This is a genomic window from Heyndrickxia sp. FSL W8-0423, assembly GCF_038009395.1.
Taxonomy (GTDB): domain Bacteria; phylum Bacillota; class Bacilli; order Bacillales; family Bacillaceae_C; genus Heyndrickxia; species Heyndrickxia sporothermodurans.
In genome coordinates, this window is sequence record NZ_JBBPBE010000001.1 from 2,491,030 (window position 1) to 2,507,999 (window position 16,970).

Genomic DNA, 16,970 nt, shown 5'->3' on the forward strand with positions numbered 1-16,970 from the left:
GATGCAAAGGAGAAAAGGAGTGGGGTCAAAATTTACAATAAGTATGACATTGATTACTGTGATAATTGGATTCATGCTGGCCATCCAATTTCAAACAGTTAAAGAGCCGAAGGTGCGGGATACTAGAGATGTTTGGGCGTTAAGAGATGACTTAATTAAAGAACAGGAATTACAATCGAAATTACTTGAAGAGATTCGATCAAATGAAGAACGGATATCTAAGTATAAAACGAAAATAAAAGACAGCAAAGAAATGGCGTTAAAAGAGACACTCGAAGGATTAAAAAAAGAAGCGGGACAAACAGACATAAAAGGTCCAGGTCTTGTCATTACCGTTTCCATTTTAAAAGAAGCATTGTTGCTTGGGCAACCTGTCGCAGATGTTTCCCCAATGCTATTAAAACGTCTAGTAAACGATTTAAATATGTATGGTGCCGATCAAATTTCGATTGATGGAGAAAGATTGATTAATACAACAGTTATTCGTGATATAAATGGAAAAACAAAAATTAACGGTCATTCGATAAAAAAATATCCCTTTCAAATAAAAATTATTACTAAAAATATGGATGAGGCAAATAAATTGTATAACCGTATACAAGTGTCCCCGGTGATCGATGAATTTATTGTTGAAAACTTAAAAATCACGATTTCCAAGCCGAAAAAGTCACTTGTTATACCTGCTTTTGAAGATAGTATAGTAATAAAAGGGATGAAATCAATTGAATAACTTTGAAAAATGAGAAAACGATTCAACATGATCGAAAAATATTATCAAAAAGGAGAGATAAAATATGTGGCTGCCAATTTTTGGACTGATCTTGGGAGTAGTTTTAGGATTATTAACTGATATACGAATCCCTGATGAGTATGCCAATTATCTTTCCATTGCCGTTTTGGCGGCACTTGATACATTGTTTGGCGGCATCCGTGCTTACCTGCAAAATATATATGAAACCCTTGTTTTCGTTTCAGGTTTCTTTTTTAATATAATTCTTGCTGCAAGTTTAGCTTTTCTAGGAGTACATCTTGGTGTAGACTTATACTTAGCTGCAATTTTTGCATTTGGTGTAAGACTTTTTCAAAATATTGCAGTGATAAGACGAATTTTATTAGCGAAATGGACGACTAAACGTGAAAATGTGAAAAAAGTTTAAACTTTTTAAAGGGAAATCTTTTCTTATGACGAATTCTTTTATAATATATATATCTTATAGATAGTAATTTCTGATATCCTATTAAAAAATTTAAATAATTTATTTTTTTAATAATTTAGGCAAAGGGAGGTGCCAAAGTATGAACAACAATGACATATATGTAAGTCTTGACATCGGTACATCCACCGTTAAGGTAATAATTGGTGAAATGGTAGATGAATCTTTAAACATCATCGGTGTTGGGAATGTGAAATCTGAAGGAATTCGAAAAGGATCAATTGTTGACATAGATGAAACAGTTCATTCAATTAGAAAGGCTGTTGAACAGGCGGAAAGAATGATTGGCATGAATATAAATCATGTGATCGTTGGAATTGCAGGCAATCATGTAATGTTACAAAACTGTCATGGGGTTGTAGCTGTTTCAAGTGAAAATAGAGAAATATCTGATGAAGACGTGGCAAGGGTAATGGATGCCGCACAAGTCATTTCCATTCCTCCGGAACGTGAAATTATCAATGTGATCCCAAGACAATTTATCGTAGATGGTTTAGATGAAATCAATGATCCCCGTGGGATGATTGGTGTTCGTCTCGAAATGGAAGGCACCATTGTAACGGGTTCCAAAACAATTTTACATAATACATTAAGATGTGTTGAAAGAGCAGGTTTAGAAATTACCGAAATCGTCCTTCAACCACTAGCAGCCGGTGCTGTTGCACTATCTAAGGATGAAAAAAATCTTGGCACTGTTTTAGTAGATATTGGCGGTGGTTCAACTACCCTCGCTGTTTTTGAAAATGGATATATTAAAGAAACAAGCGTTATGCCAATCGGTGGGGAACATATTACTAAAGATTTATCTATCGTGTTAAGAACCTCAACAGAAGATGCAGAACGAATTAAAGTGAAAAATGGACATGCATACAGTGTTGATGCTATGTCAGATGAGGTTTTTAGTGTGCCTATTATCGGTAGTGATCAACATCAACAATACAACCAATTAGAAATTTCTGATATTATAGAAGCTAGATTAGAAGAAATTTTTGATTTTGTTCTTCAAGAATTAAAACGTATGGGAATTATGGATTTACCTGGTGGTATCGTTTTAACTGGTGGTACCGTTAATCTTCCTGGGGTAATGGATCTTGCTACATCTGTATTCCAAAATCGCGTAAGAGTAGCGATTCCGGATTATATAGGTGTAAGGGAACCGCAATATACAACTGCAGTAGGATTAATTCAATACGCATATAAGAATGCTAGATTGCAAGGACGTAATGTCAGTGCATCATCTGTTCAACAAGAACATATTGAAAAAAAATCAGTTAAAAAACCGCAACCTAAACAAAAAAGTGAAAAACAACAAGACGAGAAAATTTCCACAAGAATGAAGAAATTCTTTGGCTACTTCTTTGAGTAATTAAAGAGGTAAGTAGAATATGTTTGATGAAAGAATAATTATTCGTTAAAAATTCTTCACAGACTTGCCGAGCCGTAGATATTAAGGTCTTGATGGAATATCGACGAATTAGGAGGATTTGTCATGCTGGAATTCGATACAAATTTAGATTCATTAGCGACGATAAAAGTAATTGGCGTAGGCGGTGGCGGTAATAATGCTGTGAACCGTATGATTGAACATGATGTTCAAGGTGTTGAATTTATAGCTGTTAATACTGATGCCCAAGCTCTAAACCTATCAAAAGCCGAAATAAAAATGCAAATTGGTGCAAAGCTTACTAGAGGTTTAGGTGCTGGTGCTAATCCGGAAGTTGGGAAAAAAGCAGCTGAAGAGAGTAAGGAACAAATTGAGGAAGCTCTTAGAGGAGCAGATATGGTATTTGTAACCGCCGGAATGGGTGGTGGAACTGGTACTGGAGCTGCACCTGTAATAGCGCAAATAGCAAAAGACTTAGGAGCATTAACTGTTGGTGTTGTTACTAGACCATTTACTTTCGAAGGTCGAAAACGTGCAACACAAGCAGCCGGTGGTATTGCTGCAATGAAAGAAGCGGTTGATACACTCATCGTAATCCCTAATGATCGCTTGTTGGAAATTGTTGACAAAAGCACACCGATGTTAGAGGCTTTCCGTGAAGCCGATAATGTATTACGTCAAGGTGTTCAAGGTATATCAGATTTAATTGCTACACCGGGACTAATCAACCTCGATTTTGCCGATGTTAAAACAATTATGACAAATAAGGGATCAGCCCTCATGGGAATTGGGATCGCTACTGGGGAAAACCGTGCGACTGAAGCAGCGAAAAAGGCAATTTCTTCTCCACTATTAGAAAAATCAATTGAAGGTGCCCAAGGCGTCTTGATGAACATTACAGGTGGGGTGAATTTAAGCTTGTATGAGGTTCAAGAGGCAGCTGATATTGTAGCATCTGCATCGGATCAGGAAGTAAATATGATATTTGGATCTGTCATTAACGATAGTTTAAAAGATGAAATTATCGTAACAGTTATTGCAACAGGCTTTAATGAGACGGCACCACAGCCTCAACAAACACGCCCTTCATTTGGAACAGGACAACCAAAACAAAATGTTGCTCAAACTGTGAAGCGCGAACCGAAACGTGAAGAAATTCAAGAGTCAGTTCGCAGCAATAATCAACATGCTGAAGATACGTTAGATATCCCAACATTTTTAAGAAATAGAAATCGCAGAAACCAATAATAATTACTAACCGGATAAGGAAACTTATCCGGTTTTATTTATTTTTGGCCACGACCCACTAAAAGCGAGTACAGGGCAGAAGAAATCAACAATCTGGTATAACCTTTTATTTTAAATAAAATTCCTCAATTTAAAAGTACAAACATTCCTTTGGTAAATCATATCTTTCATTTGACAAAATTCGTAATAAACATTGAAAACTTCTCTAATTTCACGCACAAAAAATGACACACTTTTAACGAGTATGTACGATACAATCAAACTACCACATCAAATGGGGGGATATAATTGGTTGTCTATATGGACGTTATATGGCTACTAAACTTACTTGTTGACTCGATGCTTCTGTGGTTGACAGCCATTATATTAAAACGTCGGATCTCTATATGGAGGATATTTATTGGAGGGTTTATTGGCTCATTACTCATTATTATGAGTCTTACACCATTTTCTTCTTATGCAGGTCATCCAATAGTGAAATTAGCATTTTCCATTTTAATAGTATACTCCACATTTGGGTTTAAACGTTTGAAGTATTTTTTTTCAAACCTCTTAACATTTTATTTTGTTACATTTTTGATTGGGGGATTGTTAATTGGAACCCATTATTTCATTCATTTTGACTTTCAATTGAAGAATTCGGTATTGCTTGCGAGTGTAAAAGGGTTTGGTGATCCTATTAGCTGGCTATTCGTCCTCTTTGGTTTGCCGATCGCATGGTACTTTTCAAAACAAAGAATTGAAGATTTTGAAATGGCGAATATTCAATATGATCAATTAGTTGACGTGAAAATAACAATAAACGGAATTTCTTTGCAATTAAAGGGGCTAATCGATAGTGGAAACCAATTATACGATCCGTTATCAAAACAGCCGGTAATGATTGTTTCGATACAGCATGCATTAGATCAGTTTCCGATAGAAATTAAGGAAATTACTGATCATTCAGATCGATTTCTTCAAGGAAAGACAACATTGCCTTCTGAATGGAGTGAAAAAATCCGCTTCATCCCAGCTAAAGTCGTCGGGAAAAGCAACCAATTATTATTAGCTTATAAACCAGACAATCTGATTATTGAGAAGGAATACGAAAGTTGGATCGTAAAGAAGGCGCTTATTTCTTTTACAAATCAACGTTTATCAAGTGATGACATGTTTCAATGTATTGTTCATCCAAAAATGTTAACTGGGATACCAATCCAATCCGCATCGTAACGAAAAGATTAAATAAGGTATTATTACTATACTCCTAACATCAATCATTTAGAAGGGGGACTAAACGTGAAAAATTTTCGAATAAAATTATCCTATTTTTGGTACAAAATTTTAATTAAACTGGGGATTAAAACAGATGAGATTTATTATATAGGCGGAAGTGAGGCGCTTCCTCCGCCGTTAACGAAAGAAGAAGAAGAAGTATTAATCGAGAAGCTTCCCAAAGGTGATATGGCAGCAAGATCGTTATTAATTGAGCGAAATTTACGATTAGTTGTCTATATTGCCCGAAAGTTTGAAAATACAGGCATAAATATTGAGGACCTGATCAGCATTGGAACAATTGGTCTTATCAAAGCGGTAAATACATTTAATCCTGAGAAAAAAATAAAACTGGCAACCTATGCATCCCGCTGTATTGAAAATGAAATATTAATGTATTTGCGCCGAAATAATAAAATTCGTTCGGAAGTATCTTTCGATGAACCGCTTAATATTGATTGGGACGGAAATGAATTATTACTATCCGATGTACTTGGAACAGAGGAGGATATTATCACGAAGGATCTTGAAGCAAATGTCGATAAAAAACTATTATTCAGTGCATTACATCAGTTAACACCTAGAGAGAAGCAAATAATGGAACTTCGCTTTGGCTTGCAAGGTGGAGAAGAGAAAACACAAAAGGACGTAGCTGATATGCTAGGGATTTCACAATCGTATATTTCACGACTTGAGAAAAGAATTATAAAAAGGTTAAAAAAGGAGTTTAATAAAATGGTTTAAAAAATTTTTTTTAAATAAAACCTTTTCGCATCAATAATTTTGCAAAGAAGAGGCCTTACTCAAATTTCTACCCATGCATAATTTTCCCACCCGCGGAGATACTTAATTTTGAACAGCAGCTCCTATGAGGAGGGAAATGACTTGAAGAGGAATAAAGTAGAAATTTGTGGGGTAGATACATCTAAACTTCCTGTGCTAAAAAACGAAGAGATGCGAGAATTATTGAAAAAAATGCATGAAGGTGATTTACATGCAAGAGAAAAACTTGTAAACGGCAATTTACGACTCGTATTAAGTGTAATCCAACGCTTTAATAATCGTGGTGAATATGTCGATGACCTCTTTCAGGTCGGTTGTATTGGACTTATGAAATCTATTGATAATTTTGATTTAAGTCAGAATGTAAGATTTTCAACTTATGCTGTACCGATGATTATAGGAGAAATAAGAAGATATTTGCGTGATAATAATCCAATTCGTGTCTCAAGGTCACTTCGTGATATAGCTTATAAAGCTCTCCAAGTACGTGAGAAACTAATGAGCAAAACTTCACGGGAACCTACAGCCGAAGAAATTGCTAAAGTATTGGAAGTACCCCATGAAGAAATTGTTTTTGCATTAGATGCCATCCAAGACCCTGTATCATTGTTTGAACCTATTTATAATGATGGAGGGGACCCTATTTATGTGATGGACCAACTTGGGGATGAAAAGAACCGCGATACACAATGGGTAGAAGAAATTGCTTTACAAGAGGGGTTGCGAAGATTAAATGATCGCGAAAAAATGATTATTCGTAAGCGTTTCTTTCAAGGAAAAACACAAATGGAAGTGGCGGAGGAAATTGGTATTTCCCAAGCGCAAGTATCTCGATTAGAAAAAGCGGCAATTAAACAAATGAATAAGAATATACAATAGGTGGACAAGTATCCTGGGAATTCACAGGATACTTGTCCATAATTTATTTCTATAACGAATCCAATAGTTTTCTTCTTAAAATGTCCTTCCAATGCATATACATGTATTATAATTTGTGCACTTGTTAATAAGCCATGACTTGATGGAGGGGTTATCAATGGTTCGTATTTCAGAATTTCAAGTAAAAGATGTAGTCAGTATATCGGACGGGCGGAAATTAGGAAACATCGGAGATATAGATATAAATTTGGATACCGGGAAAATTGATAGTATTATTGTAGGTGGGTCGGGAAAGGTTTTTGGCTTTTTCGGAAAAGATGAAGAATTTATTATACCTTGGAGCAATATTGTCAAAATCGGAGCGGATGTAATATTAGTTCGTTTCCGTGATCAAAACTATATGCAACAACAATTACAGGAACCTAAACAATAATAATATCTTTATTTATCAAGCTTATCTAATTGAAGGAGGGATAAGCTTCTTTTTTTTTAGTTTTTTAATTTAAGATGTAACTGAATTATAAAATGAACATAAGCTGAATTTATGATACACTATTAAAAAGAATCTTTCGGAAAATATAGGAGTAAATATATGTTTGAGCCATTTCAAAAAAAGGAAAAAGAATATTTTATTATAGAGAGCTGGAATCGACTAAATTCAAACTTAATTGCCGGATTTACAACGAAAAATGGCGGGAAGAGTAAAAATGAATTTCAAACGTTAAATTGTGGATTTCATGTTGGTGATGCATTAACTGATGTTCAGCAAAATCGTCAGTTATTATCTACAAAGCTTGATTTCGATATTAATAGCTGGGTTGGAGCGGAGCAAACGCACGGTTGTCGAATCGCGAAAGTAGGCGAATCTGAAGCAGGAAAAGGTGCTCTTGATTATGAAAGTAGTCTCCAAAATACAGATGGTCTTTATACTGAAGAAAAAAATACATTGCTAACACTGTGTTTTGCGGATTGTGTTCCTCTTTATTTTTTTGCTCCGGACTATAATATGATTGGTATTGCCCATGCAGGATGGAAAGGTACGGTTGATGGGATCGGTAAGAAAATGGTGGAAAAATGGACGAGTGAAGGAATAGCTGTACAACATATCCAAGCAGTCATTGGTCCTTCTATTTGCAAAGATTGTTATGTTGTTGATAACCGGGTAATTGCTAAAGTAAACAACTGGATGAAACCGAATATTGAAATGCCATATGAAGAAATAACTCCAGGGCAGTTTAAACTAGATTTAAAAAAATTGAATCAGTTTATCCTTGAATTATCGGGTATTCCCCCTGAAAATATTTATTTAACGAACTATTGTACAAGATGTGATCAAGATGAATTTTTTTCACATCGACGTGATTATGGAAAAACAGGAAGAATGTTAAGTTTTATTGGTTTGAAAGGAGCTTCTTCATGAAAGTGTCTGAAAATCTTTCAATTATTAAAGAAAATATTGATATCGCATGTAAAAAGTCTGGGAGAAATCCTGATGAAGTAACTATTATTGCAGTAACTAAATATGTAACGACTGAACGTGCGGAAGAAGCGGTAGAAACAGGTATTGTTAATTTAGGTGAAAATCGTGACACAGGTTTAATTGAAAAGTGGGATGCGCTTAAAGAACGTGCAATATGGCATTTTATTGGAACTCTCCAAACACGCAAAGTGAAAAATATTATTGATAAAGTAGCGTACATTCATTCTCTTGATCGACTGTCTTTAGCGGAAGAAATTAATAAAAGGGCTGAAAAGCAAATCTCCTGTTTCATTCAAGTAAATGTTTCTGGAGAAGATTCTAAACATGGTATTAATCCTGAAGATGTGATAAGTTTTATTCATAATTTAAAAAATTTAAATAAAATAAAAGTCGTTGGATTAATGACGATGGCACCTTTAACAGAGGATGAAGCAAGCATTCGTCGGTGCTTTCGTGGATTAAAAGAATTGCAAAATAAAGTCCAAGCCTTACAACTTGAGTATGCTCCATGTAATGAATTATCTATGGGAATGTCAAATGACTACACAATTGCTATTGAAGAAGGGGCGACTTTTGTAAGAATAGGTACATCATTAGTTGGATAAAATGGAGGTGTTCGTATGGGATTGAAAACGAAGTTGAAATCATTTTTTTTATTGGATGATGAATATGAATATACTGAAGACGAAAAGCTGGATAATGAAATGGAACCTGAGCAGTATCCAAAGACGCAACAACAAAAGCAAAATGTTGTCAGCTTACAAAGTGTTCAAAAATCTTCAAAAGTTATATTGGTTGAACCACGAGTTTATGCCGAGGCACAAGAAATTGCTGATCATTTAAAAAATAGACGGGCAGTAGTTGTGAATTTACAAAGGATTGATCGTGATCAAGCAAAACGAATTATCGATTTTTTAAGTGGAACTGTTTATGCTATTGGTGGAGATATTCAAAGAATTGGAACAGATATATTTTTGAGTACGCCAGATAATGTAGAAGTTTCGGGAAATATTACTGACTTAATTCAGCAAAATGATTTTGATTCGAGGTGGTCTTAAGTAGAATGGATATTTTGTTTGGAATTTTAATTAAAGCTATTGAGATTTATACATACATAATTATTATTTATATATTTATGTCATGGTTTAATGCGCAACAATCTTCAATTGGTCAAATGTTCGCACGCATATGTGAACCGTATTTAGAACAATTTCGTCGCATTATTCCACCATTTGGAATGATTGATTTTTCACCAATTATCGCTATTATTGTGTTAAATCTTGCTGGAAGAGGGGTAAGGGCACTATATTTTTGGATTATTTAGGTAGTGCCTACGAACCTTTATCTATTTTTGACTATTAACGTTTTAGGGGATTTTATGGATAATATTTATCAACATTTTAGACCGGAAGAGAAAGAATTTATTGATCAAGTTGTCAATTGGAAACAATATGTTGAAGACTGTTATGCACCAAAGCTAACCGATTTTTTAGATCCGAGACAAATTCATATTGTTCAATCGATTATTGGTATAGGACAACAGGTGAGGGTACATGTATTCGGAGGCCATGAGTTTTGTGAAAGAAAAAGGGTTCTACTCTATCCCGATTATTATACTCCCGCCGACGAAGACTTCCAAATTGCTTTATTTGAAATAAAATATCCTAGTAAATTTGTTACGATTACACACCGTCAAGTACTTGGCACCCTTATGTCTTTAGGAGTTAAAAGGGAAAAATTCGGGGACATCCTTATCGGTGGTCATCGGATCCAATTTTTCATTGTTAAAGAATTAAAAGATTATATAAAACTAGAATTTTGCCAGGTCGGGAAAATTTCGATCGAATTATTGGAAATGAATATGAATGAAATGATTTCAATAGGTGAAACATGGCATGAACAACAAACAACTGTTAGCTCTTTAAGATTAGATGCTGTTATATCATCAATTTATAACATTTCCAGACAGAAAGCCCAAACACTTATTCAACATGGACAAGTAAAAGTAAATTGGAGGATGACTGAGCAAACTTCGTTTATTTGTGATGAAGGTGATATGATCTCGGCAAGAGGTTATGGTAGAAGCAAAATTATTGTCATTGATGGCCAAACAAGAAAAGAAAAATGGCGAATACTGGTGGGCGTAATGAAATAATTTGATAAATTTGCAGGAAAATCCCCACAAACTGTCGAAAAAAAGTATAATAAGTTAAAAGCGGAAGTGCCTCTGTCAGCCCCGACAAGCAAATGTTCTAAACCAAAGGAAGTCCGCAATTTGTCTTCATTTGGTTTAGGTTATTTGACCTCGAGGGGCTAGGCACTGAAGCTGGATAAGAGAAAAGCGGAAGATTAAAACTTACTGGAGGTGGCAAGATGCCTTTAACACCATTGGATATACATAATAAGGAATTTAGTAAAGGCTTTCGCGGGTATGACGAAGATGAAGTGAACGAATTCCTTGATCAAGTCATCAAAGACTACGAGCTGATTATACGTGAAAAGAAAGAACTAGAAGAAAAGCTTTCTTCGCTAAATGAACGTCTAGGACATTTTACGAATATTGAAGAAACATTAAATAAATCTATCGTCGTTGCCCAGGAAGCAGCGGAGGAAGTCCGCGGTAATGCACAAAAAGAAGCAAAGCTGATTATTAGAGAATCTGAAAAAAATGCGGATCGTATAGTGAATGAAGCATTATCAAAAGCTCGGAAAATTGCCTTAGAAATTGAAGAGCTTAAAAAGCAATCAAAAGTATTTCGAACTCGTTTCAAAATGCTCATAGAAGCTCAATTAGATTTACTTAAGAATGATGATTGGGATAATTTAATGGAATTTGATATCGATGCTACAGAATTAAATATTGAAGAAGAAATTAAATAATCTTGAATCTTGACGAAATGAAATTGTATCACATATAATTTATATCAAATATATACACAAACGATGACAGGGACAGTACAATTGTTCAACGTCTTATTATAATAAGCGAACCAAGGATAGTGGAAGCTTGGTATAAGCGAATAATTGGAAAATCACCCTAGAGTTCTTGTATTGAACATCAAGTTGGTAAGTAGATACAAGCGATTCATTCACGATACGAATGTGTAAGTGGATATCCATTAATGATATCTATTAGGGTGGTACCGCGGGAAAGTCTTCTCGTCCCTTCCAGGGATGAGAAGGCTTTTTCTATTTATTTGTATGGCACCTTAGTTAATTGTCAATAAATAGAGGAAATCATTAAACTTGTAACGGAGTCAAATAATTAGGAGGAAAAGACATGGATTATAAAGATACGCTATTAATGCCAAAAACAGAATTTCCGATGCGTGGAAATCTCCCAAAAAGAGAACCAGAAATCCAAGCAAAATGGGAAGAAATGAATATTTATCAAAAAGTTCAAGACAAAACTAAAGGCAGACCGCTTTTTGTTCTTCACGATGGACCACCATATGCCAATGGAGATCTTCATATGGGTCATGCATTAAATAAAACATTAAAAGACTTTATCGTCCGCTACAAATCAATGACCGGCTATCAAGCTCCATATGTTCCTGGCTGGGACACACATGGTCTTCCAATTGAACAGGCGTTAACGAATAAAGGTGTAAAAAGAAAAGAAATGACAATCGCAGAATTCCGGCAATTATGTGCTGAATATGCATATCAGCAAGTAGATAATCAACGGACAGCATTTAAACGTTTAGGTGTTCGTGGTGATTGGGAAAATCCATATTTAACATTAAAACCTGAATATGAGGCACAACAAATTAAAGTTTTCGGAGAAATGGCGAAGAAAGGCTATATTTATAAAGGACTGAAACCAGTTTACTGGTCTCCGTCAAGCGAATCGGCTTTAGCGGAAGCGGAAATAGAATACCAAGATAAACGTTCAGCTTCTATTTATGTAGCATTTGAAGTAAAAGATGGAAAAGGTGTATTAGATAATGAAACAAAAATTATCATTTGGACAACAACACCTTGGACAATTCCCGCTAACCTTGGAATTACCGTTCATCCGGAACTAAAATATGTAGTTGTAAATGTAGCAAATGAAAAATATTTAGTTGCTGAAGCGCTTCTTGAAGAAGTATCCGAAGTTTTAGAATGGAATTCACCACAAATTGTTAAAACGGTTCTCGGTAAAGAATTAGAATATATTTTAGCGAAACATCCATTCTATGATCGTGATTCATTAGTTATGTTAGGCGAACATGTTACGACAGATTCCGGTACGGGTTGTGTTCATACTGCGCCCGGACATGGGGAAGATGACTTTCTTGTAGGGAAAAAATATGGTTTGGACGTTTTATGTCCTGTTGATGATAAAGGTGTCATGACGGCAGAGGCACCTGGATTTGAAGGGCTATTTTACGATAAAGCAAATAAACCAATCTCCGAAAAGTTAGAAGAAGTCGGTGCGCTATTAAAATTAAGCTTTATTACCCATTCTTATCCACATGACTGGAGAACGAAAAAACCGGTAATTTTCCGGGCAACGGCACAATGGTTTGCTTCAATTGATAAATTCCGTCCTGCATTATTGGAAGCTATCAAAGAAGTAAAATGGGTTCCATCATGGGGAGAAACCCGACTGTTTAATATGGTTCGTGATCGTGGTGATTGGTGTATTTCTAGACAGCGTGCATGGGGTGTACCAATTCCTGTATTCTATGCGGAAAATGGTGAACCAATTATTACAGACGAAACAATTGAACATGTTTCAGAACTTTTCCGTGAACATGGTTCAAATGTTTGGTTTGAAAAAGAAGTAAATGAATTATTACCTGATGGCTTCACTCACCCGGGAAGTCCAAATGGTAAATTTACGAAAGAAAATGACATTATGGATGTATGGTTTGATTCGGGATCTTCTCATCAGGCAGTATTATATGAGCGTGATGACTTACAACGCCCTGCAGATTTATATTTAGAAGGTTCCGACCAATATCGTGGCTGGTTCAACTCTTCATTAACAACTGCTGTAGCTGTGACGGGGAAAGCACCGTATAAAGGGGTGTTAAGCCACGGGTTCGCACTTGATGGTGAAGGACGTAAAATGAGTAAGTCTTTAGGAAATGTAATTTTACCAGGAAAAGTAATCAATCAATTAGGGGCAGATATTATCCGTTTATGGGTTGCTTCTGTTGATTATCAGGCGGATGTTCGTGTCTCTGATGCCATTTTGAAACAAGTATCAGAAGTTTATCGCAAAATTCGTAACACATTCCGTTTCTTATTAGGGAATTTATCCGATTTTGATCCTTCTTCAGATAAAATTGCTTACGAAGATTTACGTGAAGTTGATCAATATATGCTAGTGAAATTGAATGATTTAATTAAACATGCACATGATGCATACGAAAACTATGAATTTTCAAGTATTTATCATGCGGTCAATAACTTCTGTACATTAGATTTAAGTTCATTCTATTTAGATTTTGCAAAAGATGTTTTATATATCGAAGCAAAAGACAATTTTGAACGACGTGCAATGCAAACTGTATTATATGATTGTTTAACAGCGTTAACGAAACTCTTATCACCAATCTTGCCTCACACAGCTGATGAAGTATGGGCATATATTCCTGGTACGGCAGAAGAAAGCGTCCAATTAACAGATATGCCGGAATTCAGTGACTTACCAAATGCAAATGAGCTGAAAAGCAAATGGGGAGAATTTTTAAAACTTCGTAATGACGTTTTAAAAGCTTTAGAAGAGGCACGTAATGAAAAAGTAATTGGAAAATCATTAACTGCAAAAATTACTTTATTTGTAAATGAAAAAACAAAACAATTATTAGATTCCATTTCAGAAAACATGAACCAATTATTTATTGTTTCTGGATTTGAAATTGCCGGTTCTGTTGAAGATGCGCCAGAACAAGCACTGAAGCTTGAACATGCCGCTATTTTGGTTGAAAAAGCGGATGGTGAAACTTGCGAGCGCTGCTGGGTTGTTACCCCTGATGTTGGGAAAGTTGAAGAACATCCAACATTGTGTCCTAGATGTGCTGCTGTTGTTAAAGAATCTTATTATAACGCATAAAGATAAAACCCTCGGAGGTAATTCTTCGAGGGTTTTCTATTTTCTGTAACTTTATGAAAGAGTTACTCGATAAATAATTAAAAAATAAGGGTAAGCTAACATCAACCTATGAAGGAGGGAATATCAATGTACCTTAATGATGAACATCAACATTTATTTCATTTACTTCATGATCTAAAAGTAGAATTAAATTCTTACGAAACGAATGATGACTTAATTAAAGAGTTGATTAATGATGAATTAAAGGACATTAATACCGCCCTATCAAAATGGAATGAAGGTAATTATGGAAAATGTGAACGAAATGGCGAACCGATTCCGAAAGAATGGCTTGAAACAATACCTACATTAAAAACCTCTGACGAATGGAAACAATTATGGTCCTTTGGAAAAATTACAATCCCTTTTAGCTAATGACAAATAAGCTTTTCTAAGTCCCCCGTTTTATGCTACAATGCAAAGGAAGCAAAGCTTTTTTAACGAAAAAGATACGGGGGTTTCCTTTGTGATATATTACATAATTTCTTTATTTGTTATAGCTTTAGACCAATTAACAAAAATTCTAGTTGAGAAAAACATGGAAATTGGAGAAAGAATTCCTGTAATCGAAAATGTTTTTTCAATTACATCCCATCGGAATCAAGGTGCCGCATGGGGAATTTTACAAGGCCAGATGTGGTTATTTTATTTAATCACGATTATTGTGGTTGGGGGAATTATTTATTACATTCAAAAACATGCAAAAGGAAAACCTTTATTAGGGATTAGTTTGGCTTTTATGCTGGGCGGTGCAATTGGAAACTTTATTGATCGACTTTTCCGAAAAGAAGTTATTGACTTTCTTTATGCGGAAATTATCGATTTTCCTATTTTTAATATCGCGGATGCAGCATTAACGATCGGGGTTGTTCTGCTTCTCATACAAATGTTGAGAGAAGAACGACAATCAAAGGAGAAAACTTATGGAAAAAATGGAACACATCATTCTTGAGAGTGAAAATAATGAAAGGATCGACAAAGTTATTTCTGCTCTAAATGAAGAATGGTCCCGTTCGCAAGTACAGCAATGGCTTAAAGAAGGTCATGTAACTGTAAACGGAAAAAACGTTAAAGCAAATTATAAATGTATGATTAATGATCAACTAGTAATAGAAATCCCTGAGCCAGAAGAATTAGATGTAGAGGCTGAAGACATGAATCTTGATATTTATTATGAAGATGGAGATGTTTTAGTTGTTAATAAACCAAAAGGAATGGTAGTACATCCTGCCCCAGGTCATACATCAGGTACGTTAGTAAATGGTTTAATGGCACATTGTACTGATCTTTCCGGCATTAATGGTGTAATGAGACCTGGGATTGTCCATCGGATTGATAAAGATACTTCCGGATTATTAATGGTTGCCAAAAATGATTTCTCCCACGAGCGTCTAGTAAACCAATTGGTTGATAAATCCGTAACAAGAAAATATTTTGCAATCGTCCATGGAAATATTCCACATGATTATGGAACGATAGATGCTCCAATTGGCAGGGATCCAGTTGATCGTCAAAGAATGACAGTTGTAGATAGTGGTAAACATGCAGTAACGCATTTTCGCGTACTCGATCGTTTTAACGATTTTACATTTGTAGAATGTCAATTAGAAACAGGACGCACCCACCAAATTCGCGTCCATATGAAATATATTGGATTTCCACTTGCGGGTGATCCTAAGTACGGTCCAAGGAAAACATTGTCAATTAATGGTCAAGCACTGCATGCAGGTGTGTTGGGATTTGTCCATCCACGTACCGAAAAATACATGGAATTCGAAGCACCATTGCCTGAAGATTTTCTTCAATTGATCCAGTCCCTTAAAAAATAGTTGACAGACAGGCAAACTAATAGTATTCTAAATATAATTTAATAAGCCCCTTTAATACAGTCCTGTGAGGCTGAGAAGGAAACGGATATAGCGAATTTAAGCTATTAATAGTTAGACATGCATTCGTCAACCCTCTCTCCTCTAGGTGAGAGGGTTTTTTATCTGAGAGGTGAAAAAAATGTCTCAAAAAGCAGTTGTTCTAGATCAACAAGCTATTCGAAGAGCTCTTACCCGTATTGCTCATGAAATAATCGAGAGAAATAAAGGTATTGAAAATTGCATTCTCGTAGGAATTAAAACCCGTGGGATTCATATAGCTAAGCGATTAGCCGAAAGGATTGGGCAAATTGAAGGGGAATCGATACAAGTTGGGGTTTTGGATATTACTTTGTATCGTGATGATTTAACGGAAAAGACCGAGAATGCGGTACCAGAAGTAAAAGGTTCACATATTCCAACTGATATAAATAATAAGAAGGTTATATTAGTGGATGATGTATTATACACAGGTCGAACGGTTCGCGCAGGAATGGATGCGTTGATGGATATTGGAAGACCTTCGCAAATTCAATTAGCCGTACTAGTAGACCGGGGACATCGAGAACTGCCTATCCGTGCAGATTTTATCGGAAAAAATATTCCTACATCCAGTTCAGAGCGAATTGTTGTTGCACTTAATGAAGTGGATGAATTGGATCAAGTAAGTATTTATGAAAATTAAATACATCCTTTTAAAAGCAGTCCAGAGAGGCTGACAAAGGTGGATATCTATTATTGGATTTTGTGATATTCAATGATGGACTAACCT

General features: G+C 35.4%; 19 protein-coding genes and 1 other annotated feature. All 19 genes read left to right on the plus strand.

Translation table 11 applies throughout. The features are described from left to right. Window positions 1–19 precede the first annotated feature (19 nt). The 19 genes from MKY81_RS12665 to pyrR all read left to right on the plus strand — a co-directional run bounded on the left by MKY81_RS12665 (window position 20) and on the right by pyrR (window position 16,883). The gene (locus MKY81_RS12665; RefSeq protein ID WP_373454646.1) at window positions 20–730 is read left to right on the plus strand and encodes a DUF881 domain-containing protein; all 711 of its coding nucleotides are present in this window, start codon (window positions 20–22) and stop codon (window positions 728–730) included. A 64-nt stretch (window positions 731–794) separates the two neighbouring features. Further along, on the plus strand, window positions 795–1,157 hold the full coding sequence (locus MKY81_RS12670) for a small basic family protein (protein WP_066230077.1): 363 nt from the start codon (window positions 795–797) through the stop codon (window positions 1,155–1,157). A gap of 139 nt (window positions 1,158–1,296) precedes the next feature. Then, window positions 1,297–2,580 carry a cell division protein FtsA gene (gene ftsA, locus MKY81_RS12675; protein ID WP_066230079.1) on the plus strand — a complete coding sequence of 428 codons (1,284 nt, stop codon included), beginning with the start codon at window positions 1,297–1,299 and terminating at the stop codon, window positions 2,578–2,580. Window positions 2,581–2,703: 123 nt separating this feature from the next. After that, window positions 2,704–3,846, plus strand: a complete 1,143-nt coding sequence (gene ftsZ / locus MKY81_RS12680; RefSeq protein WP_108070690.1) for a cell division protein FtsZ — start codon at window positions 2,704–2,706, stop codon at window positions 3,844–3,846. A gap of 288 nt (window positions 3,847–4,134) precedes the next feature. After that, entirely contained in the window at window positions 4,135–5,061 is a 927-nt protein-coding gene (gene spoIIGA, locus MKY81_RS12685; protein ID WP_108070688.1) for a sigma-E processing peptidase SpoIIGA, read from the plus strand. 66 nt (window positions 5,062–5,127) lie between these two features. Beyond that, complete coding sequence (gene sigE, locus MKY81_RS12690) at window positions 5,128–5,847, plus strand: RNA polymerase sporulation sigma factor SigE (RefSeq protein ID WP_066230086.1); 720 nt, start codon at window positions 5,128–5,130, stop codon at window positions 5,845–5,847. A 141-nt stretch (window positions 5,848–5,988) separates the two neighbouring features. Beyond that, on the plus strand, window positions 5,989–6,765 hold the full coding sequence (sigG, locus tag MKY81_RS12695) for an RNA polymerase sporulation sigma factor SigG (RefSeq protein ID WP_066230088.1): 777 nt from the start codon (window positions 5,989–5,991) through the stop codon (window positions 6,763–6,765). 157 nt (window positions 6,766–6,922) lie between these two features. Then, window positions 6,923–7,198, plus strand: a complete 276-nt coding sequence (locus MKY81_RS12700; RefSeq protein WP_066230090.1) for a YlmC/YmxH family sporulation protein — start codon at window positions 6,923–6,925, stop codon at window positions 7,196–7,198. 159 nt (window positions 7,199–7,357) lie between these two features. Next, window positions 7,358–8,185 (plus strand): peptidoglycan editing factor PgeF, encoded by an 828-nt coding sequence (pgeF, locus tag MKY81_RS12705; protein WP_107920581.1) that lies wholly within the window; start codon window positions 7,358–7,360, stop codon window positions 8,183–8,185. Then, entirely contained in the window at window positions 8,182–8,850 is a 669-nt protein-coding gene (locus MKY81_RS12710; RefSeq protein WP_066230096.1) for a YggS family pyridoxal phosphate-dependent enzyme, read from the plus strand. Before pgeF ends, MKY81_RS12710 begins: the two co-directional genes overlap by 4 nt. Window positions 8,851–8,865: 15 nt before the next feature. Next, window positions 8,866–9,303 (plus strand): cell division protein SepF, encoded by a 438-nt coding sequence (locus MKY81_RS12715; RefSeq protein ID WP_066230099.1) that lies wholly within the window; start codon window positions 8,866–8,868, stop codon window positions 9,301–9,303. Between the two features lie 5 nt (window positions 9,304–9,308). Next, window positions 9,309–9,569: a YggT family protein gene (locus MKY81_RS12720; RefSeq protein ID WP_066230101.1), complete on the plus strand. Its 261-nt coding sequence runs from the start codon at window positions 9,309–9,311 to the stop codon at window positions 9,567–9,569. Window positions 9,570–9,623: 54 nt separating this feature from the next. Continuing rightward, complete coding sequence (locus MKY81_RS12725) at window positions 9,624–10,400, plus strand: YlmH family RNA-binding protein (RefSeq protein ID WP_107920582.1); 777 nt, start codon at window positions 9,624–9,626, stop codon at window positions 10,398–10,400. Between the two features lie 218 nt (window positions 10,401–10,618). Next, on the plus strand, window positions 10,619–11,125 hold the full coding sequence (locus MKY81_RS12730) for a DivIVA domain-containing protein (RefSeq protein WP_066230106.1): 507 nt from the start codon (window positions 10,619–10,621) through the stop codon (window positions 11,123–11,125). Between the two features lie 54 nt (window positions 11,126–11,179). Next, window positions 11,180–11,415, plus strand: a binding site (T-box leader). A gap of 110 nt (window positions 11,416–11,525) precedes the next feature. Then, window positions 11,526–14,294, plus strand: a complete 2,769-nt coding sequence (gene ileS / locus MKY81_RS12735) for an isoleucine--tRNA ligase (protein WP_108070686.1) — start codon at window positions 11,526–11,528, stop codon at window positions 14,292–14,294. A gap of 126 nt (window positions 14,295–14,420) precedes the next feature. After that, on the plus strand, window positions 14,421–14,708 hold the full coding sequence (locus MKY81_RS12740; protein ID WP_107920584.1) for a TraR/DksA family transcriptional regulator: 288 nt from the start codon (window positions 14,421–14,423) through the stop codon (window positions 14,706–14,708). 91 nt (window positions 14,709–14,799) lie between these two features. Then, on the plus strand, window positions 14,800–15,285 hold the full coding sequence (gene lspA / locus MKY81_RS12745) for a signal peptidase II (RefSeq protein ID WP_066230114.1): 486 nt from the start codon (window positions 14,800–14,802) through the stop codon (window positions 15,283–15,285). Beyond that, window positions 15,257–16,162, plus strand: a complete 906-nt coding sequence (locus MKY81_RS12750) for an RluA family pseudouridine synthase (RefSeq protein WP_107920585.1) — start codon at window positions 15,257–15,259, stop codon at window positions 16,160–16,162. The genes lspA and MKY81_RS12750 overlap by 29 nt, the downstream gene beginning before the upstream one ends. A 178-nt stretch (window positions 16,163–16,340) precedes the next feature. Beyond that, complete coding sequence (gene pyrR, locus MKY81_RS12755) at window positions 16,341–16,883, plus strand: bifunctional pyr operon transcriptional regulator/uracil phosphoribosyltransferase PyrR (RefSeq protein WP_107920586.1); 543 nt, start codon at window positions 16,341–16,343, stop codon at window positions 16,881–16,883. Window positions 16,884–16,970: the final 87 nt, after the last annotated feature.